A 21,036-nucleotide genomic window follows, 5' to 3' on the forward strand; every position below is an offset into this window, starting at 1 on the left:
ATTTTTATGACTGTAAAGCGAAAAATTAAAAAAGTTGTCTAAGTGCCGAGATTTCAATCAAATAGACTGTTTAGCACGTATAAGAGATGTTTTTATATTCACCTGACACCATTTTCATCTGAAACTACTTGAAAATGGGAACTAAAACCCATACAACATACACTAAATAATTGTGTACCATTTTGGTCATATCATAAGTCCTGTTGGAGGAAACAATGGATCAACGTTCGATGTATTCAAGTGCATCTCAACCATCGGTATTGCAGACGAACAAGGTTCTACGCAACACCTATATGCTGCTTGCGATGACACTGGCGTTTAGTGCGGTTTGTGCTGGCATAGCAATGGCGGTAGGCATTTCTCCTATGATGTCTCTTGTTATGACTATCGGCGCTTTTATTACGTTATTTGTAGTTCAGAAAAAAGCTGATTCAGCATCTGGTATCTACTGGGTGTTCGCATTCACAGGTTTAATGGGGGCATCACTAGGTTATACGCTTAATTTCTACTTAGGCGTCGCGGGTCCAGGCTTGATCATGGAAGCGCTAGGTGCAACAGCCCTTGTATTCTTCGCGCTGTCTGGCTACGCGTTAACCACTAAGAAAGACTTCTCGTTCATGGGCGGCTTCTTGGTTGTAGGCTTAGTTGTAGTGCTTGTTGCGGCAATTGCGAACTTATTTTTCGCAGTTCCAGCGGTAAGCTTAGCAATCAGTGCAGCGATTGTGTTTATTATGTCAGGTTTCATCTTGTTTGATACAAGTCGTATCATCCACGGTGGCGAAACAAACTACATTCGTGCAACAGTTTCGCTATACTTGAACATATACAACTTGTTCACGTCTATCCTTCACCTTTTAGGTGCGTTTGGTGGCGACGATTAAAACAGCGTTAAAGGTTTAAAGAGAAACACCCCTTAACCGGGGTGTTTTTATTTGTATGGCAGAATATTCAGTACTTATCACATCATCACCGTTTCAAGGCGATACAGCCTTACGCGCTCTCTCCTTTGCACAAGGTGTAATCGATAATGGTGATGTAATAAACAACGTTTTCTTTTACAGCGAAGGTGTATACCACACCAATAACTTAATGCTAAACACGGGTGACGAGCTGTTCATACTTGATAGCTGGAAGACTCTAGCGTCTGAACACAACGTGAAATTACTTGTATGCATTACCGCCGCCGTTAAACGAGGTATTGTGAGTGAGTTAGAGGCGAAAGAAAATGGGCTGTCTCAGGCCAATTTAACCGCGCCTTTCGAGCAAGCAGGCTTGGGTGAGTTCTTCACTGCGCTCCATGATTGCAACAGGTTGGTACAATTCTAATGGCGCAACTACTTATTAGGTTTACGCAAAGCCCTTTTTCCAATGCTAAAAGCCAAGACGGTTTAGATTTTGCGCTTGCTGCAACAAACTATGGGCATGATGTTAAAGTGCTTTTTGAAAACCAAGGTGTACTGCAGCTTGTTAAGGCTGCGTCTACCAAAGGACTTAAAAATCACACCAAACGTTTAGCTAGCATGCCGTTTTTCGATATCGAAGAGTGTTTTGTGTGTAAAGCAAGTGCAGATACCTACGACATTGAACAGGTTCTTGCTAATAACAGTTTAGTTGATGAGTTAGACTGTGAGTGGATAACTCCAGAAGAAAAAGTCACGCTTATCAAAAGCGTTGACCATGTGGTGACATTCTAATGCTTATTACTATTTCAACGCCAAATTTGAGCACTGAATACAAACAGCTTATTGGAGCCTCTTATGAGCAATCGACTTCTACTTATGTTGTATTTGTTGGTGATGGCGTTTATGCCCCTGCATTAAACACCGCGTTTTTTGAGCAGCTAGCCAATACGGTAAAAAGCACGACAAAAGGCACGGCAAAAGAAAAATCAACGCTAAACCTGTCGTTCTTGAGTACAGATGCGGCTACTAGGGGCGCAAATCTTCCCGAACATTTTAATCCAATTTCCCACAAAGAACTTGCTGCAATATCAGCAAAAAATCAGCACTGGATACCCCTTTCATGACACAAGAAACCTATAGCTTCAATTATAAAGGGCAAGCGGTCCCTACAGACAAAGCCGGGTATTTACTCGACTATACCCTTTGGGAAGAAGGTATGGTTGAGTTACTGGCGCAAGAAGAGAACATTGAATTAACCGAAGCCCACTGGGAAGTGGTGCGCTTCGTTCGCGCATTCTATGAAGAGTACGAAACCAGCCCTGCGATTCGTGCTTTGGTGAAAGCCATGGCTAACAAGTTTGGTCCAGAAAAAGGGAATAGCCGTTACCTGCAGCGACTTTTTAAAAAAGGCCCTGCTAAGCAGGCCACCAAACTTTCCGGCTTACCAAAACCTGCGAAATGCTTATAAAGGCGGTCACACATTATATTCAAAGTGCTAGCACTCACTGCTAGCGTTTTTCTCTTTCGCATATTTCTTAAGATTGCTCTTTCGTCACATCGCAGTATCAATTGTTGCGCATCGACAAGGGTTAAACCCACTTCCCCCTCCCCTTCAAGCACTTGTTTAGTTGACGCTCGGTGTGAAGCTTGATTCAAGGAAGCTATTAGAAACATCACGCTATTGTTAAAAGTTTTAGTCTTGGTGTTGATATTGCTACTCCTATCTTACGTTAGCGTTTTTATCTCGAGTTTTAGGCACATTTTTCATACTTGCCATTAGAGAACACCCTAAACGTGAATGTTTTACATAAATGGACATAGGAGGCTGTATGACAGTTCAGAAACACTACGTAATTGTGGCCAACCACGACAACGCCACAGCTTACACCTATACCAACCACGGAAGTGCACTCGTTGAAGTAAAGAAATGGCACAACGAGTTTAGTGGCGCGAGTGACCAAGATATTTATTCGGACAAACCCGGTAGACAATCGGCGCCCGCTTCACAGGTGCCAGGCGTTGATAGTATGAACCGAAAAGATGCCGCTGAACTCGAAGATGAACGATTTGCCAGTGACATTGCTGACTGGCTGGATGGCGAGCGTAAACGAGGTGCGCTAGGCTCAATAGATATTATTAGTGGGCCAGGATTTCTTGGCAAATTGAGAAACGGAATGTCATCTCAGTGTTCGGATGTGGTCGATAAAGAAGTGAAAAAGAATGTTTTAGGTGCGGACGAGGAAACGTTGCTTTCTTACCTTAAATAAAGCGTTATTTAGCACAGAGGTTATCACAGGCGGTTGTTGTCATTGCCGCCTTCTCTTACTCGCTTATAATTAAAAGTTAGCGGTTTCCGCTAGCTTTTAACATATTAACCTCACCGAATGCCTCGGCGCTTTTGAACGTCTTTACTCGCGTGACTTCAAGGTCGGTATAAATGCGAGGGTTATTCAAAATATACTCTACCTCATCATTTAACGAGCCATGTTTGTCAGCGGTTAGCCACGCATTAATAGCGTGACTATCGTGAGGAAGAAAGCAGGGAATAGATTTTTCATGATACTGACTAAAGCCATCTATAGGAGGACGTGTCACCACCGCACATGAAAATAACCCATTACTAAACCGCCGGTATACTGCGCCAATAAGTAAGGCGCCGCTTGTGGGCTTCATTAAATAATGTGCTTTTCCTTTTCCAACCGGGTTAGACTCGCCTATTGCCGTTGCTACGACTATGGACCGCCGTTCACGAATAAACTTTCCCCAATAAGGGCTATCTAAGTTTCGGGCGTTAAATGTTGTTCTGTTACCAACCTCTAACGTGTTGCCAACGGGCTTAGCATCAAACCACCATGTCGCATCTATGGTGCTATCACCAGACACAATTAAATTGGTAATTTGTCGTTCAGGTGCGTTTCCAAATGCGGGATAAAAGTTCATGACATTGGTTGTGGAAGATTCGTTGACGAAAAGCGGAATGGTTTGTGTAAGTCCCACTTCTTCAAGTAGCGCTATAACGTCCGGAGAATCAGTTATACGTTGTATAAATCCGCACATGCCGAGCACCAGCGAAAGTCTGAATTTACTCTAAAGTACAGAAACTTTCAGGGGAATAAAAGAAAAAGAGCCATCACGTATGGTGATGGCTCATAGTTTTTAGCAGTATTTATTCGAAGCGAACAGTAATGCCTGCATTCAATCTACGACCTAGTAGGTCATATAACGGATTGAACGTGTAGCCAGGTGGTACTTTATTGAAAGCGTTTCTTAAGCCCACATAAACATCAACGTTTTCGTTGTAGGTATATTCAATGCTGAAGTCATGAGTCCAAATGCTTCCAACATAGGCTGGTGACACATCTTCCGGAGAATCAGCGCCTGGTGAAACGTCAAATAACGCAGAGCGGTCAATAAAGCGACTCGTGTAGTTGAAATTCCACTCATCAAGACGATAATCAACAATGGTTCTGAACTGATACTCAGGGTCACCTACCTCACCAACTTCTACGTTGATTTCATCTGGGCGGTCTTGGAACGCATACTCTTCAAGTTCGTTCACTTTATTCCCTTGAAGGTTTAAGCGAAGTTCACCTGGTAGACCTAGATCACCCAGTTCAGTGGTATAGCGGATTTGGAATTCAACGCCTGACGTTTTGAGTGCAGAAGCGTTAATGAAACCAGAGCGTACAACTGCAACGTCGTTATTTTCGTCTCGATCAATTTGAGAGCAGAACCCCGCGTCAGGGCCACCCGTTGCATCCACACAATTATCTAGAATATCTTGTGCGCCAACTTCCGTAATCGCATCTTCAATTTCAATGTCATAGAAATCTAGGGTTACAGAGAAGTTTTCCAAGAATTCTGGGGTCCAAACAACACCTACGGTTTTTGATTCACTGCTTTCAGAAAACAGGTCAGGGTTACCGCCAGAAACTGTTTCAATACTTACGTTATCGTTTGCTTCGAAACCAGCAGGGATACCAAGTGCTAGGCAGTTTGCCGCGCGATCAGGATCGTCATTAATGTTATCGGCATCACACGGGTCGTTAATATTTGCGAAACCTGGTGATTGAGGAGAAAATGCTTCATCAACGTTAGGTGCACGAACCGCCTCACCTACGGTACCGCGTATTCGCACATCTTCAATTGGCGCCCACATAAAGCCTACTTGCCATGCATCTGCACTACCCGCATGTGAGTAATCTGCTGTACGATACGCCGCATCAACTGACAGTTCTTTAGCCAGCATAACGTCGCTAAGAAGCGGTAGGCGAAGTTCGACGAAAAACTCACTAACATCATAACCACCAAAAGAGTTTGGTGTGGCAGCGTTGGTGAATACGCCTTGTTGCGTTAATTCATCGGTTGTTGTCTCTACCTCTTCTTCACGGTACTCGTAGCCTAAAGCTATACCTAACGGGCCACCAGGAAGCTCAAACCACTCAGCAGAGTCAAATGCGAGAGTTCCGCCAATCATTTCTTGAGTGATTTCATCTTCGCGTTGTACATCGCCAGCGATGAAGTCTGCAGCAGCTGTACTTGCTTGACCGAAACCAAACGGATTAAACGGGGCACAATTTTCTGGGTTAACCAATGCTGGATCTTCGTAGTCATCCCCCTGAAGCGCAGGCACTTGGCTACGGCACGCTGCTTGCCCGGTTTCCGGATCGATTACCGAATCTAATGCGGCTAGGAAGTTTGAGGGAATTAAATCGTTCAAGGTACGGCGCACGTTCGACACTTCACCACGCGTGTAGTACACGTCGTAATCGAACTCAGTATCGCTTAGCGAGAAATAACCTTCAAAACCACCAATGAAACGAAAGAGTTCACGGTCGTTAGACGCTGTTCGATTACCAATATCAGTAAAGAAGCGTGAAATTTCTGCCACTGATTGACCGCCATTTAGAAGGCGTGAACGTGTAGAGCTGTCCAAAAATGCGTTGTCTTCTACGTCTACAAATACATTACCAAAGCGGAAAGACGGCTGAAATTGCTGTTCAATCTTCTTGTCTACGTGTTTAACGTCGCCATAAAAACGAACATTGTTTGTAATGTCATAGCGAAACGTGCTTGCTAGAGTGACAGTTTCTTGGTCTGGGATGTAGTTGACATAGTCTTCACCAAAGAAAACAGAGTCGTAACGTTGATCGAAACTACCAAACGCAAAACTATTACTTTCCAGGCGACTAACTTGATCCATAGGCGTGCCGTCTGGCATAAACGTGATTCTAGGACCACCACCAAATGGGTTAATAACGCCGAACTGGTTGATCATCTCTGAACCAACGAACGGAACACGTAGTCTATCTGCAATGCCGTCATTCTCTCCCGTATCTAATGGGTTTACAACCGTTCCCCATGCGGCTGCTTGTTGAAGGTCAGGTTCCATAACTTGGTTAATGTTGTTTTTTTCAGCGAAGAAGGTGATATTACCCCTGCCATCTTCTGTTGTGTGGCCGTATAGTGCACTGAAATTATTCGTTCTGTTCCCAACGCCTTCAAGGTCTGTAGTTCCATCGAATCTAAACTCTAGACCCTCATAGTCGTCTCTAAGGATGACGTTGATTACACCTGATACCGCATCTGAACCGTAAATAGCTGACGCACCACCAGTAATAACTTCAATTCGCTCAATCATCGCGGCAGGAATTGAACCTGTGTCTACCGCATTTGAAAATGGTGAGCCTGCCACGTGACGTTTGCCGTTAACAAGCGTAAGCGTTCTGTTTTCACCCAAAGAGCGTAAATCCGGCGAGCTAAGCCCAGCATTAGCGTTACTATTATTGTTGCCGATTAGCGTTGAACCTGCTGCAATTGCAGGAAGTTCAGCAAGAATACTACCTAGATCAGGCGTACCGAAACGCTTAATTTCTTCAGCACTTACTGAAACAATCGGCGCTGGCGTAGAAAGCTCTGCGCGCTTAATACGCGAGCCTGTCACTTTGATTTTTTCAACTGACTCCTCATCTACAGGAGTTTCTTGTGCTAAAACTGGATAGGCAATTGAGCCTACAAGACCAACCAACGCTGCATTTCGCAACGCTGTGGTAATGAGGTTTTTCTTAAACATGTGTGTTCCCTGAAACTTTTTGAGGATATGGAAATTCCAAGACGGATATCTCCCATATCCCCCAAACATTTTTGTTAATTTATGATTCGATTTTTTCTACGTGTAAGTAAGCTGAATATTTCTTTTTATTACGCCTGCCGAACATTAGCCAAAAGTATAAGCCATGTAAAGAAATGTAAATAATGACATTAGTGCATGAAAAGCATGGTATTTTTGCCGAAAACAAATGTTTATTTACAATTTGAAACAACTTAATTCGCGTGAAGATATATTTATAAGCTTTTGAATATATTAAATATATTTAATCTAAGCAGATCTTTTTAGGGCACATCACTAATTCAAAGACGAAAAGTATAGATTTTTATACAGGGTGGAGAATGAAAAAATCCGACACTGAATTGCAATGTCGGATTTTGTATGAGTTATAGCTTATGAAGGCCTCTGTTTTGAGGCGGAGCCCAGTTAATGTGCTCCATAAATAGCTCGCTAAGAAGCCTTAATCACTTCCTGCCCTGCCATATAAGGCACTAGAGCTTTTGGGATCGTAACGCTTCCGTCTGCTTGCTGGTTATTCTCTAAAATGGCAACAAGAGTACGCCCTACGGCCAAACCAGAACCATTCAGTGTGTGTAGCAGTTCGGGTTTATTCGTCTCAGGGTTACGGAATCGCGCCTGCATACGTCGCGCTTGGAAATCCAGCATGTTTGAACAAGAAGATATTTCGCGATAAGTATTTTGTGCTGGTAGCCAAACTTCTAAGTCATAGGTTTTACATGCGCCAAAGCCCATATCACCCGTACATAGCAACACTTTACGGTAAGGTAATTCTAGCTTTTGAAGAATAACTTCGGCGTGTCCTGTAAGTGCTTCTAGCGCGTCAAAGCTCTCTTCCGGCTTAACTAACTGTACAAGTTCTACCTTGTCGAACTGATGCTGACGAATAAGGCCACGGGTATCACGACCGTACGAACCAGCTTCTGAGCGGAAGCAAGGCGTATGTGCTGTCATTTTCACAGGCAGTGTTTTAGCATCTAATATTTCATCGCGTGCAATATTAGTTAGAGGAACTTCCGCCGTTGGAATTAGGCTAAGCCCCTGTCCTTCTTCAGTTGCTGGCTTGGTGTGAAATAGATCCTCACCAAATTTAGGCAGCTGACCTGTACCATAAAGGCTGTCAGCATTAACCAAGTAAGGCACATACATCTCTTGGTAGCCGTGCTCTTGTGTATGGGTATCTAGCATGAACTGAGCAATTGCACGATTTAGGCGAGCAATATCGCCGCGCATCACTACAAAGCGGCTTCCCGTAAGCTTACTTGCGGTGGCGAAATCTAAGCCGTTGTTTAAGCCTTCAGCCACATCAACATGATCTTTAACTTCAAAATCAAACGTACGAGGCTCGCCCCATCGGGAAATTTCCACGTTGTCGTTTTCGTTCTCGCCTTCAGGTACAGACTCATGCGGCAAATTAGGAATGCCTTGCGTAAGGGTGTTAATTTCTTCCAACAGTTCGCTAAGTTCCGCTTTAGCGGCGTCAAGCTCGTCACCAAGCTTACCCACTTCAGCCAATAGCGGTGCAATATCTTCGCCCTGCGCTTTTGCTTTACCAATGGATTTACTTCGTACGTTACGCTCGTTTTGCAGATCCTGTGTTCTGGACTGAAGTGTTTTTCTTTTTTCTTCAAGCGAACTGAAAGCTGCTACATCGAGGTTAAAACCACGGGCAGCTAATCGCTTAGCTGTTTGTTCTATATCGCTTCGCAAACACTTTGGATCTAACATGTGTTTCTAATTATCCTTTCATTAATTGAATGGCCAGCCAACCTGCTATTAAGCAAGCGCCAACGTTAAGAAATACATTTGCCGCGGCTTTAAGCCACAACCCGTTTTCTAATAAAGTTAAGGTTTCAACAGAAAATGTTGAGAATGTAGTAAAGGCACCTAATAAGCCTACACCAATGAGCGCACGGTAAGGAGAGTCGCTTAATTCGTGACGTTCAATAATTCCGTACAGTAACGCGAGTGCAAACGACCCAACCACATTCACCGCTAGTGTACCAAACGGCATGTGTTTTCCAAATAAGGAATCAACACTTGTAGTAACAAAATAACGTAAACAGGCACCAGTTGCCCCGCCAGCGGCAATAAAACAATACAAAGCTAACCCTTGAGGCACGAAAAACTCCCTAGCACGTTCTTTTTATGAACTAATCCATGGTCTTTGAATTAGTGGAGGTGTATCTGTGCAACTTTACCTTTTATTGTTACTTCTCGCATTAAGTGAATCGAGAAATTCACGCTTGGCTTTCAGGGATTTTTCTAAACCTCGCTCATTGGGGTTGTATAAGCGAGTACCAGTAAGGTTCTCAGGAAAGTAAGATTCACCCGCTGCGAAGGCATTTGGCTCGTTGTGCGCATAACGGTAACTATCGCCGTGACCTAGTTCTTTCATCAGCGAGGTAGGCGCATTACGCAAATGCATGGGAACCGGCGCATCTGAGGTCTTGCGCGCCAGTGCTTTGGCTTCGTTAAATGCCATATAAACAGCGTTACTTTTTGCAGCTAACGCGCAATATACCGCAGCCTGTGCAATAGCGCGTTCACCCTCTGCGGGCCCTACACGGTGATACGTGTCCCAGGCATTGATACATAGCTGCATAGCCCTTGGGTCGGCGTTGCCAATATCTTCCGACGCGATAGCTAGAAGACGTCTTCCCACATATAGCGCGTCACCACCGCCATCGAGAATTCTTGCATACCAGTAAAGAGCTGCGTCTGGATCTGAGCCTCTTACGGATTTATGAAACGCTGAAATGAGGTCGTAAAAGGTATCGCCTTTATTATCATAGCTAGCTACTTTCTCGCCTACCGCATGTTCAATATCACTGACGGTAATGTCCCTTGCGCTTGTGAAGTCTGCAGCTAGTTCCAAATACGTGAGAAGACGGCGGGCATCGCCACCGCTCAAATCTATAAGGGCGTTTTTTGCTATTTCTTCAATGCCAAGAGCTCTGTCGCCAAGGCCTTTTTCGCTATCGCTCAGCGCTCTATCGACTAGTTCAGATAACGCGTGTTGTTCAAGTGTTTTTAGCACGTAAACACGGACTCGAGATAAAAGCGCTTTATTTAATTCAAATGAGGGGTTTTCTGTCGTTGCACCAATAAAGGTGACGACACCTGATTCAACAAATGGCAAAAACGCATCTTGCTGGCTCTTATTGAACCTGTGAACTTCATCTACAAAAAGCAACGTTCGCTGATTGTAGCGGGCGTTTTCTTCCGCCGTGTCCATAGCGGCCCTGATGTCTTTCACCCCAGATGTTACGGCTGAAATACGTAAAACAGTTGCATTAGTGTACTGAGCGATAAGCTCCGCAAGAGTAGTTTTTCCTGTACCCGGCGGCCCCCACAAAATCATAGAATGACAGTGACCCGCCTCTAACATTTTACGAAGTGGCTTGCCTTCACCAAGTAAATGGTCTTGTCCGCTGTACTGTTCGATGGAAACTGGGCGCATTCGCGCCGCCAGCGGCGCGAACTCTTGATTAACGTTGGTCATCAACTATGAAGCTATCTGGAATATCAACTGAAAAGGTGTCGGCTGGCACTGGAAAGCGAGTCTCAATATTATTGAACACTAACGTGCTGATTTGCTGTTGTGCATCAAGCATATTAAGCAAAGCGAGCTCATTGTCTTGATTGAAGGTTAAAGTAAGCGTGAGAATTTGACCGCCTTCTTCTTTTGGTGTGATTTGATAACTTTGCAAGGCATTATCGTTATTGATACCACTTGCCAAATTGTTGGTAGATACACCGCTGCTCATTTGGCTGATAGAAAACTTCGACCAGATTGCTTCATCCGTCGATGTAAGCAAAACGATAGGGTTATCCTTAATCGCATTATCTTGAGAAAGCACCGTCACCTGCTCTACAAAGTTATCCACATTCCAAACTGCATCACCATCAGCTACCAACAAAGTTTCATCAGGAAATGTAGTTTCCCAGCGAAGTTTATTGGGACGGGTCATGGTTAGCGTGCCCTGGGCCTCGTGCACCACATTTTGCTGCGCGTCTACCACTGTTTGGTCGAAGCCTGCACGAAACTGTTTCATATTGCTTAATAGGGCTTGCAGCGATGAACTCACCGAGGCACCAACACCTTCTTGAAGCACTTGGCCTGTGGTGTCTACGCTGCTTTTAGTAGTTAATTCTGCCGATGCGCTGGTAGCATTCAGGGTTAGTCCGCCAGCGGCTAATGCGCTTATAAAATAAACCGAAACTGCTTTCTTCATTTATTCAATCCATTCGTTATTCTTTGTGGGGCGGCGGTGCAAGCACCTCACGGTTTCCGTTATGCCCCTGTGCACTTACGACACCACTCATTTCCATTTGTTCAACTAAGCGTGCAGCACGGTTGTAACCAATTCTGAATTTACGTTGTACGCTCGAGACACTCGCCCGACGAGTTTCGGTAACAAACGCTACAGCTTCATCGTAGAATGCATCGAATTCTTGGTCTTCGCCCTCGGGCTGCTCACCTGGCAGTAGCACCTCAGCGGTTGCTTCCCCATTAAGAATTTCATCAATGTATTCCGGCTCACCGCGTTTTTGCCAGTCAGCCACTACCGCGTGTACTTCGTGATCGTCAACAAACGCGCCGTGAACACGGGTTGGTACTGGGCTTCCTGGTGGTAGGTAAAGCATGTCCCCCATACCTAACAAGGTCTCTGCACCCTGTTGGTCAAGTATAGTTCTTGAGTCTATTTTACTGGAAACTTGGAACGCACAGCGGGTTGGAATGTTCGCTTTGATCAAACCAGTAATAACATCTACAGACGGACGCTGGGTAGCTAGAATAAGGTGAATACCGGCAGCACGCGCTTTCTGCGCAATACGCGCAATTAGCTCTTCTACTTTTTTGCCCACAATCATCATCATGTCGGCGAATTCATCGACCACAACCACAATAGCAGGAAGCTTAGCTAAGTCTGGCGCTTCAGCATCCATACTTTCTTCGTTCTTCCAAAGCGGATCTTTTATTGGCGTGCCGTTAGCAATGGCTTCTTCTACTTTCGCGTTATAACCTTTGAGGTTACGCACACCAAGGGCGCTCATTAGACGATAACGACGCTCCATTTCACCTACGCACCAACGAAGCGCATTTGCCGCTTCTTTCATGTCAGTAACCACTTCAGCAAGTAAATGCGGTATACCCTCATAAACCGAAAGCTCAAGCATTTTGGGGTCAATCATGATCATGCGAACGTCTTCAGGCGTGCTCTTATAGAGCAAACTCAAGATCATCACATTCACACCCACAGATTTACCTGACCCTGTAGTACCCGCAACCAAAAGGTGCGGCATCTTGGCTAAATCGACCACGACTGGCTGACCTGATATGTCTGCACCCAACACCATGGTTAATGGCGACTTATTTGACTGAAACGTATCGCAGCTAATCACTTCGCTCAAACGCACCATTTCACGTTTTTTATTTGGCAGTTCTAAACCAATTACTGACTTACCCGGAATAACCTCAACTACACGAACTGAAATAGCTGACATTGCACGGGCTAAGTCTTTCGATAACCCTGTAATTTTGCTCACTTTAACGCCAGGCGCTAGGTCTAGTTCAAAGCGCGTAATTACAGGCCCTGGGTACACACCCACTACCGTGGCTTCAATATTGAAATCAGCTAGCTTTTCTTCAACTAGGCGAGAAATGCCCTCAATCTCTTCCGGCGTAAGCGGGTTTTCATGTTTGTCGGCGCGTTCAAGCAAATCAAACGACGGCATAGGTGGCAAGTCAGGGTCTATTTGCCCTGCTTTAGCTTTAACTGGTTTGGCTCCAAGTGCAGCTGGGGCAAATGCCTGAGCTGCACCTTGAGCATCACCTTGCGTGTGCGTAGGTTGCGTATCAGCAGCCGACGCTGAAGACTGACTACCATCTGCTGAGAGAGCCGTCTTGTTTGTCGACGCTACGGGCTTACTTCCTGTTTCGTAAGGCAGGTCTTCATCAAACTCCTCTAAATCGTCAAAATTGATATGCGGGCTTTGTTGATGCTGCTGGTTATGTTCATATTGAGCGCTTTCACTGGAAGAATGCGTTGGCTCCTCTTGACCGGATTTGCCCAAACCTACTTTATCTTTCAAGCTACCCGTAACCGCTTCGCGCATGCCCGATAGAGAAAAAGCCGACTTCTTGGTTTCACTATTACTGTCAACTGATGCGGTATCATTTTCCTCTTCATCAGTTTCATGATTCAACGTATTCTGAACAGATTCGTCTCTGTTATAGGTATAAAATGGCGGTTCATCTTCGACTTCGTCGATACCGAAGTTAGGTTCACTGCGAGTCGGTCTTGTCTTTTGCGCTTGCTGTGCTTGAACCTGTGGAGGAGACGCCAAGGGCTCTGCCCGCATACTGGTAATATCCAACTCCGCGCCGTCAGAACTTTCTTGGTTGGAAGACTTATTGGCTAACGCCAAACGCGGCATTTCAAGTGCTAACAAACTTTGAGGTGCTGACAGGCTCTTGCGACCCAACCATAGTGTCCCTTCCCCTAATCTATCGATAATGGTAAGCCAGCTAATACCTGTTAATAGAGTAAAGCCGGTACAGAAAAAGCAAAGCAACAATAGGATCGTTCCAGCAGTATTAAAATACGGTATAAGCGCCGAACTAATGACGTCACCGACAAAACCGCCTGCTGAAAAGTTGTAGATATCATCGAAATTAATACTTGCGATACCCGTAGCGCCCAGCGCCATTAACAACCCTCCAATGATCCGTAAACCAATGGTGAGATAATCGAATTCGTCTAGTTCTTTGATGTGTTGAAACAAGAACCAGCCTAAGAAAGCAGAACCGAATGGCAGAAGATAAGCAAGAAAGCCAAATGAAAACAACAGCAAATCTGCAACCCATGCTCCTGTTGCGCCTACCCAGTTGTGTATGTCTAGTTGTAAACCAGCCTGACTCCAACCTGGGTCACCTGGATGAAAAGATACTAGTGCCAGCAATAAGAAGAAGGCGAAAACACAGGCGATAATCATGCCTGCTTCCCACACTCGCTGAACACCTGTTAATCGCGCCATAACCCTAAAAAACCTTAAAATTCTATCGCATGAAGTCGTATAGACAATCGGCATTAGCCTACACGTATCACTTTTGCGCTAAACGCAGCAAAGAGCTTAGCGAACTCTTTGCAATCCCTAGATAATTATTAATTATTTAATTTTCGGTAAGTAGCTGAACATAATAATGAAAATATGAATTGCTCCCCTACCCTACGTTTATTGAACACAACGATTGCTTCGCTGCGCACAAACACTGTATTTTTGCACAGCCTACCACAAAAATACGCTATTGAGCCACGCTTTCATTACTTCAAATTAATGCGCAGCGACGATGTGCTTTTTACTTCTTCCATTACGACGTATGTCCGCGACTCGCTTACGCCCGGTAAACGTAACAAGGTATCACCTAGCAATTTCCGGTAGCTGCCCATATCGGCAACACGCGCCTTTAATAAGAAGTCGAAATCTCCAGACACTAAGTGGCACTCTTGTATATCATCATGTAGTTTTACCGCAGCAGAAAATTCTGCAAAGATATCTACCGATGTTTTCGTTAACGTAATCTCTACAAAGACAAGCATGGCTGCGCCGAGCTTTTCTGGGTCAACGACAGCATGATATCCTTTTATATAGCCCTGTGCCTCCAGCCTCTTCACTCTTTCGAGACAAGGACTAGGGCTTAATCCCACTTCTTTAGCAAGTTCGACGTTCGATATCCGCCCGTTTTTCTGTAACTGTACCAGAATATTCCTGTCTATTCGGTCTAGGTGTTTTGGTGTCTTTACCAGCATATAAAATATCTTAAAAGCATCTCTTTGAAGAATTATATGCTACAAACGCTCGTTATTCAGCAGATAGTTCGTTTTTTTATCACGTATACTCCGCAAATATGTTCACGTGCTTCAAAGCCGAACACTTTCAATCAAAAGTTCAACCAGAGCCACTTAGAAGCTCACTGTAAATTGAGGACTATACATGTTAGTTGGTGTACCAAAAGAAATTAAGAACCACGAATACCGTGTTGGCTTGACGCCAGCAGCTGTAAAAGAGTTTATTAGCCACGGTCATAGCGTTTTAGTAGAAACTAACGCAGGTGACGCAATAGGTTTCACTAACGAAATGTATGTCGAAGCAGGCGCAGCCATTGCGTCAACGGCTGAGCAAGTGTTTGCTGAAGCGGAAATGATTGTAAAAGTAAAAGAGCCTCAGCCTAACGAGTGTAAAATGCTTCGTAAAGGTCAGACCCTTTACACTTACCTACACCTAGCTCCTGATCCTACACAAACTAAGCTGCTTGTTGAGTCGGGTGCTACGTGTATTGCTTATGAAACAGTAACCGATGACCGTGGTGGCCTTCCATTACTTGCACCAATGAGTGAAGTAGCAGGCCGTATGTCTGTTCAAGCAGGTGCGCATTACCTTGAAAAAGCACACGGCGGCAGTGGAACACTTCTTGGTGGCGTTCCAGGCGTTGCGCCAGGCAAAGTATTAGTTATTGGTGGTGGTGTTGTGGGCACTAACGCAGCAAAAATGGCACTAGGCCTTGGTGCTGACGTTACTATTCTTGACCGCTCGCTTCCTCGTCTTCGTCAAATCGATGATATCTTTAACGGTCAAGTTAAAACCGTTTACTCTACCGTTGACGCTATTGAGCACTACTCTTCAAAAGCTGACCTTGTTGTTGGTGCAGTACTTATCCCTGGTGCAGCAGCACCTAAGCTACTTACACGCGAACAAATTAAAGCCATGAAGCCTGGTTCAGTGCTTGTTGACGTTGCTATCGACCAAGGTGGATGTTTTGAAACCTCTAAAGCCACCACGCACCAAGACCCAGTTTACATTGTTGATGACGTGGTTCATTACTGTGTTGCAAACATGCCTGGGGGCGTTGCGCGTACTTCTACAATGGCACTTAACAACGCTACATTGCCATTTGGCTTAGCACTTGCGAACAAAGGCCCAGCGAAAGCTATGCTAGAAGACAAGCACTTGCTTAACGGTCTAAACGTGCACGAGGGTAAAGTAACTTACAAAGCCGTTGTTGACGCTCTAGGTGAAGAACTAGGCTTAACCTATACACCCGCTGAAGTAGCACTTAAAGGCGAATAGGCTTTTTCTTTTAATTTCCTAGTTTTAGGCTACTCTTGTGAATAATTAGCCTTATAAAATGGACTAAAAAAAGCTCGGTATGTGAACATCACATCCGAGCTTTTTTGTATCTGAACCCTTGATAACTGGCTATACAGAAGATTTCTGATGTAGTGCTAACCGTTTATTGATTCGTTTACAGCTTTTAATACAGCAATAGGGTCTTCTGCTTTAGTGATAGGTCGCCCCATAACCAAATAACTCACGCCCGCCTTCATTGCATCAGGTGGCGTCATAACCCGTTTTTGATCCCCCGCATCAGCCCCCACAGGGCGAATACCTGGGGTAACTAGAAGAAATTCGTCTCTGTGTCTTTCACGTAGTGCACTGGCCTCCTGCGCAGAACAGACAATGCCGTCTAATCCGGCTTTTTCTGTTAACGCTGCCAAGCGCAGTACTTGTTGCTCTGGTGTTACGCCGCTTACCACGTCAGCCAGTTGCGCTTCGTCCATACTGGTAAGTACGGTAACCGCAATAAGCTTAGTGTGTGGATTGCTGCTTGTTGCAATCGCCTCTTTAGCCGCTTGCATCATTGGTAAACCGCCTGACGCATGTACATTTACCATCCACACACCAAGCTCTGCCGCTGCTTTACACGCTTTCGCTACAGTGTTTGGAATGTCGTGGAATTTAAGGTCCAAGAAAACGTCAAAGCCTTTAGCTACTAGCGCTTTTACGAATTCCGGTCCAAATAAGGTGAACATCTCCTTGCCCACTTTTAGCTTGCATAAGCTTGAATCTAATTTATCAACAAACGCCAATGCAGTGTCTTTATTGTCATAGTCTAATGCAACAATAACGCGTGGGTCATGCATGTTCTTTTATTCTCCGTCTAGCCCTTTAATAGGTTTTACTACGCCCCACTTTTTACAGCTAGGGCATAACCAATATAATTTTCGACCGGAAAAGCCACAGCTGCCACAGCGATATTTAGGGCGCTGTAACATTTGCTTTTCCACCAATTCTTTAAGTAAGCGTAAGCTATCAGCCGTGGTTTTATCTGAAAGCTGATCTATATAAAGCCCCATGAGGGTTTTAAAACCGCGCATAGTCGGGCGCTTGCGAAGTTGCTCAAGTAAGTATTCAGCCGCCTGTGCCGTTTCACCGCGCTTCATCAGCACATCAACCATGGCTAAATAGGACGTAGCACATTCTTGCCAGTGTGCTTCTAAGTTTTTTTGAAAACTTTCCCAGTCATCTGTCTCTTCGGCAATTTTCTCTAGGCTAGGCACAGCTTCACTGAACCAGTTGATATCGCGTTCGGCCACTTGCGTAAAGTACGCGTTGGCATCAGTAAAGCGTTTTTGGTCAAGCGCTATATCACCTAACATAAGCCACGGCCTAACCGCATGTTCGTCGGCGTTTACCGCTTTTTGTAATAAGGTCAATGCCGCCCCTTGGCTATCGTTTTTCAACTCAACCGATGCCTGTTCACAATAAAAATGGGCTAAACGTTCGCACAGATCATCATTGTCGCCATGACATTGCACCATACGCTCGGCCAATTCGATGGCTCGTTCCCACTCTTTCGTGGTCTGGTAGATACTGAAAAGTTGCTGTTGAGCTACAAGGTAATGTTTATCGCTGTTAAGCAGTTGAAGAAAGGCATTTTCCGCACGCTCTAGAAAGCCTGCTTGCGTATAATCGTGGCCAAGCTCCCGAAGCGCATTTTCTCGCTGTGCGGGCTGGAGTTCGTCACGACTCACTAAATTTTGGTGAACTTTGATCGCGCGGTCAATTTCTCCGCGATGACGGAAAAAACTGCCCATTGCAATATGAGTTTCCACCGTATCGCTGTTTACGTTAATCATTTTAATTAGCGTATCAACAGCTTTATCAGGTTGGTCTGAAAGTAAAAAATTCAGGCCTTTATAATAATGCTTAGATAGGATACTTGACTGTTTTCGCTGCGCTTGACGGACACTATTTCGGCCCATTATCCAACCGTACCCTGCCGCAACAGGTAAAAGGAGAAACAGCAGTTCGAGCATTAGTGTTCTTGTTCCAAACTCTGTATTTTAGATTGCGCAGACATTAACTGAACACGTAACTTTAGCCAACTCATTAACATGATTAAAATGCCGATCCCCACGCCTATTGAAAGTGTGATCGCTATCAATGTCGATAGACGAAGATTCGCCTGAGCAATTAGATAATTAATTGTTACTTGTGCTTCATTTTGAGAGCCAATCACAAATGCGATGGCAAGTAGCACCAAGATGATAAGAAACGCTAGGAGCCCTTTCAACACTCAACCCTTTTTATTGATTTATTTACAAGAATAGCAAAATGCGAAAAGAGATAACACTAAAAGCGTAAGGGAAATTTAAGCTGCGCCTTCACTTTCCAGTTCATGGCGCTGAGGTTTTGCTATGAGGTTGTCTACCACTAAATCATGGTGGAGCGCAGACATATTCGTGATGAAGATGCAGTGAGTGTAACCTGCTTGCATAGTTTCAAGCTTATCGTACATGGCTTTGTCTAGCTTCGATAACTGTGCAAGTCTCTTTTTAGTTAATGGCGTGATTGCACCATGGCAGCGTATTGCCGTAACGTCAGTTGCACTAAGCTGGATTTTTTCTTCATCCAACTGGGTTTTGATTTGCATACGTAGCTTAGAGAACAAAAAGTCGCGTTCTTTTATGTATACAAGACGGCTGTCGCTCTTTCTTACGCAATGGACCACTAAGGCTTGCTCAGAGGTTTCCTTAAACATGGCTTCTAAAATTTGTGACTTGGGCTTAGCCTGACCTTTGTCTGCAAAAAAGCCGTGCAGGGGGATGATATTTTGGGTCCGAGAAAACGGATAAAGATCGTCGGAGGCATCACTTTGGTAAACGGTTTTTAGCCGGTCGAGAGTAAAACGATTCATTACACAAAGTACTGATAACGACGGCATATGTCTTACCGCCAACTCCCAGATGTAACGATGTGTTGAACGCTGAATACGAGCAATATCTCTTACTTTAAAATAGGCGGTATTTTCTTCCACCATGTGGTCGACACTAGAACTCACTTTCGCCTTACGCGTATCTTCTACAAGACACAACCTTACAACGCCCATATCAGCCTGGTAATGTACGACCTTGTATTTTTCGCCTTTAATTTTCAGTTCCGGTACAGATACGCGAATTTCTTTCTGCAGGTCGCTATGGGGCGCAACCGTCAACTTCATACCGCTTGCACTTAAATCGGCAACTCGGGCATCAAGGGAGGTAAGCAAGCCCACTTTAATAGAAGCGGGCTTATCTATAACGTAGCGGGTTTCACTACGCCTATCCAAGTCTTCTTCCATGACATAATCTATTCGCCAATTATTGCCGCTGGCCCTAAGTGTTTTAGATAAGGGTTTAAAATCGCATTTAGCAGAAAGCGTTAAATTTGTGAGATAAGCAGACACGTCCTTACAATATAATACATGCGAGATCTGAGCTAACTGTTCAAATTCCTTACTAGCAATATCGTGAATTGCAAAGGCTTTTTGTTTATCTTCACGGGTGACACTATCAAGTCGACAGTGAGTACAAATGAAGTCACCACCTTTAGCAAGCAGATACACAAGCGCATTAAGTTGTTTGAGCGCAAGGAGTTGCCTATGCGTTGCGGTAATCTGAACGTTGCCATTTTTGGTTTTGATGTTGCCGTGAAATACATAAGCTTCATTGTACTTTCGCAACTCATCAACTAACGTTTCGAATATAGGCTTATCTTGCAGACTTGCCAGTAGCTTGTCCGCATCATTGTGTTCAACATTAGCTTTGGTAAAAAGAGCGATGATAGGTTTGAGCGACTTTTTCTCTGGCGCGAGAAATACCGGCATCCACGGGCTATTTTCGAGTATTCGGTCGCGCTCTAGTTCTTGCATAGCACGTTCTATTTCTAAATCTCGCTGTAGTGGTTGCTTATAGGCAGTAACCGCTACGTAACGTTTAAGTGTTGCTAAGAACCCCTCATCGACGTCATCTAAAAAATTAAACGACGTTTCATATTTCCCTAAATGTTTATTGTATTTTACAGACTCTAATTCAAGGGTAACTTCAGTGGGCTCTTTGGTTAGGCCTTTAACTTCAGGAATGGTAAACGTGATGATGTCGCCGGTGGATGCATTAGGTGGCCTTTTCGTCTCTAAACTAATTCCTTTATGTGACATAGAGCTAATTGAGCAATGGCGACCTTTTTCGAACTCGGGGGAAGTTATAGTAAAGTTAGGCCGGATAGCAATGTCATCGCCAAAATCTATATCTGTAAACGATTGGCTTTCAACGTTAAATGCATCAACTATTTTTTTGAACTGTTCTTTTTTTATTTGATTTTGGTAAAAGTCCGAGTTCATTACAGACTCAAACACACCAACGGTATACCTATCTTGATAAAGCGACGTCTCGTTTTTAAGGATCTGTGCGCCAACTTTATCAAGCCGCATCTGAACACCGAAGTGCTTAAATTTCATTACGGGGAATTGGGCGAAGGCAGAGTTATCAGCAGGAGCGTCAGTTAACGATGTTAACCGAACCACCTCTTCTTTGACGACTTTTCGGACACTACTGGGCAAACGCTTCGAAAACTTGTTAATTCCTTCTAACAACTTATTTTGTTGTTCATAAGGAATTAGCGCGCGAATGAGCGGCTGGTACTGTTTTATTATTGCTTGTTCGTCGCCGGCTGACATTACTTCTATGTATACCGTTTATTATTATCGGAATAATATATAACCCTATTTAAGTCGTGGTCAATAGGTATTAAAAATTAAACAAAAGTATATCAGGATATTCGTGAATTTAAGCTAGGTATTGATTAATGCCAAATATGAAGATGTTTATTATCAAGCACAAA

19 protein-coding genes are annotated in these 21,036 nt (G+C 44.3%); 7 read left to right on the forward strand and 12 right to left on the reverse strand.

Features of this window, described 5'->3' with window-relative positions:
* The first annotated feature begins 215 nt into the window (after window positions 1–215).
* From AC27KT_RS12150 to AC27KT_RS12175, 6 genes are all read left to right on the forward strand, one after another.
* Window positions 216–881 carry a Bax inhibitor-1/YccA family protein gene (locus AC27KT_RS12150; protein ID WP_487130289.1) on the forward strand — a complete coding sequence of 222 codons (666 nt, stop codon included), beginning with the start codon at window positions 216–218 and terminating at the stop codon, window positions 879–881.
* A gap of 55 nt (window positions 882–936) precedes the next feature.
* On the forward strand, window positions 937–1,326 hold the full coding sequence (tusD, locus tag AC27KT_RS12155) for a sulfurtransferase complex subunit TusD (RefSeq protein WP_487130291.1): 390 nt from the start codon (window positions 937–939) through the stop codon (window positions 1,324–1,326).
* A complete protein-coding gene (locus AC27KT_RS12160) occupies window positions 1,326–1,694 on the forward strand; it encodes a DsrE family protein (protein ID WP_487130293.1) in 369 nt (122 codons plus the stop codon). Before tusD ends, AC27KT_RS12160 begins: the two co-directional genes overlap by 1 nt.
* On the forward strand, window positions 1,694–2,026 hold the full coding sequence (locus tag AC27KT_RS12165; RefSeq protein WP_487130295.1) for a hypothetical protein: 333 nt from the start codon (window positions 1,694–1,696) through the stop codon (window positions 2,024–2,026). The genes AC27KT_RS12160 and AC27KT_RS12165 overlap by 1 nt, the downstream gene beginning before the upstream one ends.
* On the forward strand, window positions 2,023–2,370 hold the full coding sequence (locus AC27KT_RS12170; RefSeq protein WP_487130297.1) for a TusE/DsrC/DsvC family sulfur relay protein: 348 nt from the start codon (window positions 2,023–2,025) through the stop codon (window positions 2,368–2,370). Before AC27KT_RS12165 ends, AC27KT_RS12170 begins: the two co-directional genes overlap by 4 nt.
* 361 nt (window positions 2,371–2,731) lie before the next feature.
* Window positions 2,732–3,169 (forward strand): host attachment protein, encoded by a 438-nt coding sequence (locus tag AC27KT_RS12175; RefSeq protein WP_487130299.1) that lies wholly within the window; start codon window positions 2,732–2,734, stop codon window positions 3,167–3,169.
* Window positions 3,170–3,245: 76 nt separating this feature from the next.
* On the opposite strand, the gene AC27KT_RS12180 is transcribed toward AC27KT_RS12175, so the two are convergent.
* The 8 genes from AC27KT_RS12180 to lrp form a co-directional block, all read right to left on the reverse strand.
* Window positions 3,246–3,959 (reverse strand): SOS response-associated peptidase family protein, encoded by a 714-nt coding sequence (locus AC27KT_RS12180; RefSeq protein ID WP_487130301.1) that lies wholly within the window; start codon window positions 3,957–3,959, stop codon window positions 3,246–3,248.
* Between the two features lie 109 nt (window positions 3,960–4,068).
* Window positions 4,069–6,975, reverse strand: a complete 2,907-nt coding sequence (locus AC27KT_RS12185) for a TonB-dependent receptor plug domain-containing protein (protein ID WP_487130303.1) — start codon at window positions 6,973–6,975, stop codon at window positions 4,069–4,071.
* 486 nt (window positions 6,976–7,461) lie between these two features.
* A complete protein-coding gene (serS, locus tag AC27KT_RS12190) occupies window positions 7,462–8,757 on the reverse strand; it encodes a serine--tRNA ligase (RefSeq protein WP_487130305.1) in 1,296 nt (431 codons plus the stop codon).
* A 10-nt stretch (window positions 8,758–8,767) separates the two neighbouring features.
* A complete protein-coding gene (gene crcB / locus AC27KT_RS12195; RefSeq protein ID WP_487130307.1) occupies window positions 8,768–9,151 on the reverse strand; it encodes a fluoride efflux transporter CrcB in 384 nt (127 codons plus the stop codon).
* A gap of 75 nt (window positions 9,152–9,226) precedes the next feature.
* Complete coding sequence (locus AC27KT_RS12200) at window positions 9,227–10,534, reverse strand: replication-associated recombination protein A (RefSeq protein ID WP_487130309.1); 1,308 nt, start codon at window positions 10,532–10,534, stop codon at window positions 9,227–9,229.
* Window positions 10,521–11,267 carry an outer membrane lipoprotein periplasmic chaperone LolA gene (lolA, locus tag AC27KT_RS12205; RefSeq protein ID WP_487130311.1) on the reverse strand — a complete coding sequence of 249 codons (747 nt, stop codon included), beginning with the start codon at window positions 11,265–11,267 and terminating at the stop codon, window positions 10,521–10,523. The genes AC27KT_RS12200 and lolA overlap by 14 nt, the downstream gene beginning before the upstream one ends.
* 16 nt (window positions 11,268–11,283) lie before the next feature.
* Entirely contained in the window at window positions 11,284–14,073 is a 2,790-nt protein-coding gene (locus tag AC27KT_RS12210; protein ID WP_487130313.1) for a DNA translocase FtsK, read from the reverse strand.
* 287 nt (window positions 14,074–14,360) lie between these two features.
* Window positions 14,361–14,846: a leucine-responsive transcriptional regulator Lrp gene (lrp, locus tag AC27KT_RS12215; RefSeq protein WP_014949635.1), complete on the reverse strand. Its 486-nt coding sequence runs from the start codon at window positions 14,844–14,846 to the stop codon at window positions 14,361–14,363.
* A gap of 184 nt (window positions 14,847–15,030) precedes the next feature.
* Here lrp and ald point away from each other — a divergent pair, with 184 nt between their 5' ends.
* The gene (gene ald, locus AC27KT_RS12220; protein ID WP_487130316.1) at window positions 15,031–16,164 is read left to right on the forward strand and encodes an alanine dehydrogenase; all 1,134 of its coding nucleotides are present in this window, start codon (window positions 15,031–15,033) and stop codon (window positions 16,162–16,164) included.
* 155 nt (window positions 16,165–16,319) lie between these two features.
* Here the strand turns inward: ald and pyrF are convergent, their stop codons facing one another.
* The 4 genes from pyrF to AC27KT_RS12240 all read right to left on the reverse strand — a co-directional run bounded on the left by pyrF (window position 16,320) and on the right by AC27KT_RS12240 (window position 20,872).
* A complete protein-coding gene (gene pyrF / locus AC27KT_RS12225) occupies window positions 16,320–17,018 on the reverse strand; it encodes an orotidine-5'-phosphate decarboxylase (RefSeq protein ID WP_487130318.1) in 699 nt (232 codons plus the stop codon).
* Between the two features lie 6 nt (window positions 17,019–17,024).
* Window positions 17,025–18,194: a lipopolysaccharide assembly protein LapB gene (gene lapB, locus AC27KT_RS12230; RefSeq protein ID WP_014949638.1), complete on the reverse strand. Its 1,170-nt coding sequence runs from the start codon at window positions 18,192–18,194 to the stop codon at window positions 17,025–17,027.
* The gene (locus AC27KT_RS12235; protein WP_487130680.1) at window positions 18,194–18,451 is read right to left on the reverse strand and encodes a LapA family protein; all 258 of its coding nucleotides are present in this window, start codon (window positions 18,449–18,451) and stop codon (window positions 18,194–18,196) included. The genes lapB and AC27KT_RS12235 overlap by 1 nt, the downstream gene beginning before the upstream one ends.
* A 78-nt stretch (window positions 18,452–18,529) precedes the next feature.
* Window positions 18,530–20,872, reverse strand: a complete 2,343-nt coding sequence (locus AC27KT_RS12240; protein WP_487130320.1) for a PilZ domain-containing protein — start codon at window positions 20,870–20,872, stop codon at window positions 18,530–18,532.
* Between the last annotated feature and the right edge of the window lie 164 nt (window positions 20,873–21,036).

This window comes from Alteromonas sp. 5NW40-0090 (assembly GCF_057552975.1).

What these genes read in the sequence shown, in the direction of transcription:
- AC27KT_RS12170 (WP_487130297.1), top strand. Translation starts at nt 2,023, where the DNA reads ATGACACAAGAAACCTATAGCTTCAATTATAAAGGGCAAGCGGTCCCT.
- AC27KT_RS12180 (WP_487130301.1), bottom strand. Translation starts at nt 3,959, where the DNA reads ATGTGCGGATTTATACAACGTATAACTGATTCTCCGGACGTTATAGCG.
- tusD (WP_487130291.1), top strand. Translation starts at nt 937, where the DNA reads ATGGCAGAATATTCAGTACTTATCACATCATCACCGTTTCAAGGCGAT.
- pyrF (WP_487130318.1), bottom strand. Translation starts at nt 17,018, where the DNA reads ATGCATGACCCACGCGTTATTGTTGCATTAGACTATGACAATAAAGAC.
- AC27KT_RS12150 (WP_487130289.1), top strand. Translation starts at nt 216, where the DNA reads ATGGATCAACGTTCGATGTATTCAAGTGCATCTCAACCATCGGTATTG.
- ald (WP_487130316.1), top strand. Translation starts at nt 15,031, where the DNA reads ATGTTAGTTGGTGTACCAAAAGAAATTAAGAACCACGAATACCGTGTT.
- AC27KT_RS12240 (WP_487130320.1), bottom strand. Translation starts at nt 20,872, where the DNA reads ATGTCAGCCGGCGACGAACAAGCAATAATAAAACAGTACCAGCCGCTC.
- lolA (WP_487130311.1), bottom strand. Translation starts at nt 11,267, where the DNA reads ATGAAGAAAGCAGTTTCGGTTTATTTTATAAGCGCATTAGCCGCTGGC.
- AC27KT_RS12160 (WP_487130293.1), top strand. Translation starts at nt 1,326, where the DNA reads ATGGCGCAACTACTTATTAGGTTTACGCAAAGCCCTTTTTCCAATGCT.
- lapB (WP_014949638.1), bottom strand. Translation starts at nt 18,194, where the DNA reads ATGCTCGAACTGCTGTTTCTCCTTTTACCTGTTGCGGCAGGGTACGGT.
- AC27KT_RS12175 (WP_487130299.1), top strand. Translation starts at nt 2,732, where the DNA reads ATGACAGTTCAGAAACACTACGTAATTGTGGCCAACCACGACAACGCC.
- AC27KT_RS12210 (WP_487130313.1), bottom strand. Translation starts at nt 14,073, where the DNA reads ATGGCGCGATTAACAGGTGTTCAGCGAGTGTGGGAAGCAGGCATGATT.
- serS (WP_487130305.1), bottom strand. Translation starts at nt 8,757, where the DNA reads ATGTTAGATCCAAAGTGTTTGCGAAGCGATATAGAACAAACAGCTAAG.
- lrp (WP_014949635.1), bottom strand. Translation starts at nt 14,846, where the DNA reads ATGCTGGTAAAGACACCAAAACACCTAGACCGAATAGACAGGAATATT.
- AC27KT_RS12200 (WP_487130309.1), bottom strand. Translation starts at nt 10,534, where the DNA reads ATGACCAACGTTAATCAAGAGTTCGCGCCGCTGGCGGCGCGAATGCGC.
- AC27KT_RS12165 (WP_487130295.1), top strand. Translation starts at nt 1,694, where the DNA reads ATGCTTATTACTATTTCAACGCCAAATTTGAGCACTGAATACAAACAG.
- AC27KT_RS12185 (WP_487130303.1), bottom strand. Translation starts at nt 6,975, where the DNA reads ATGTTTAAGAAAAACCTCATTACCACAGCGTTGCGAAATGCAGCGTTG.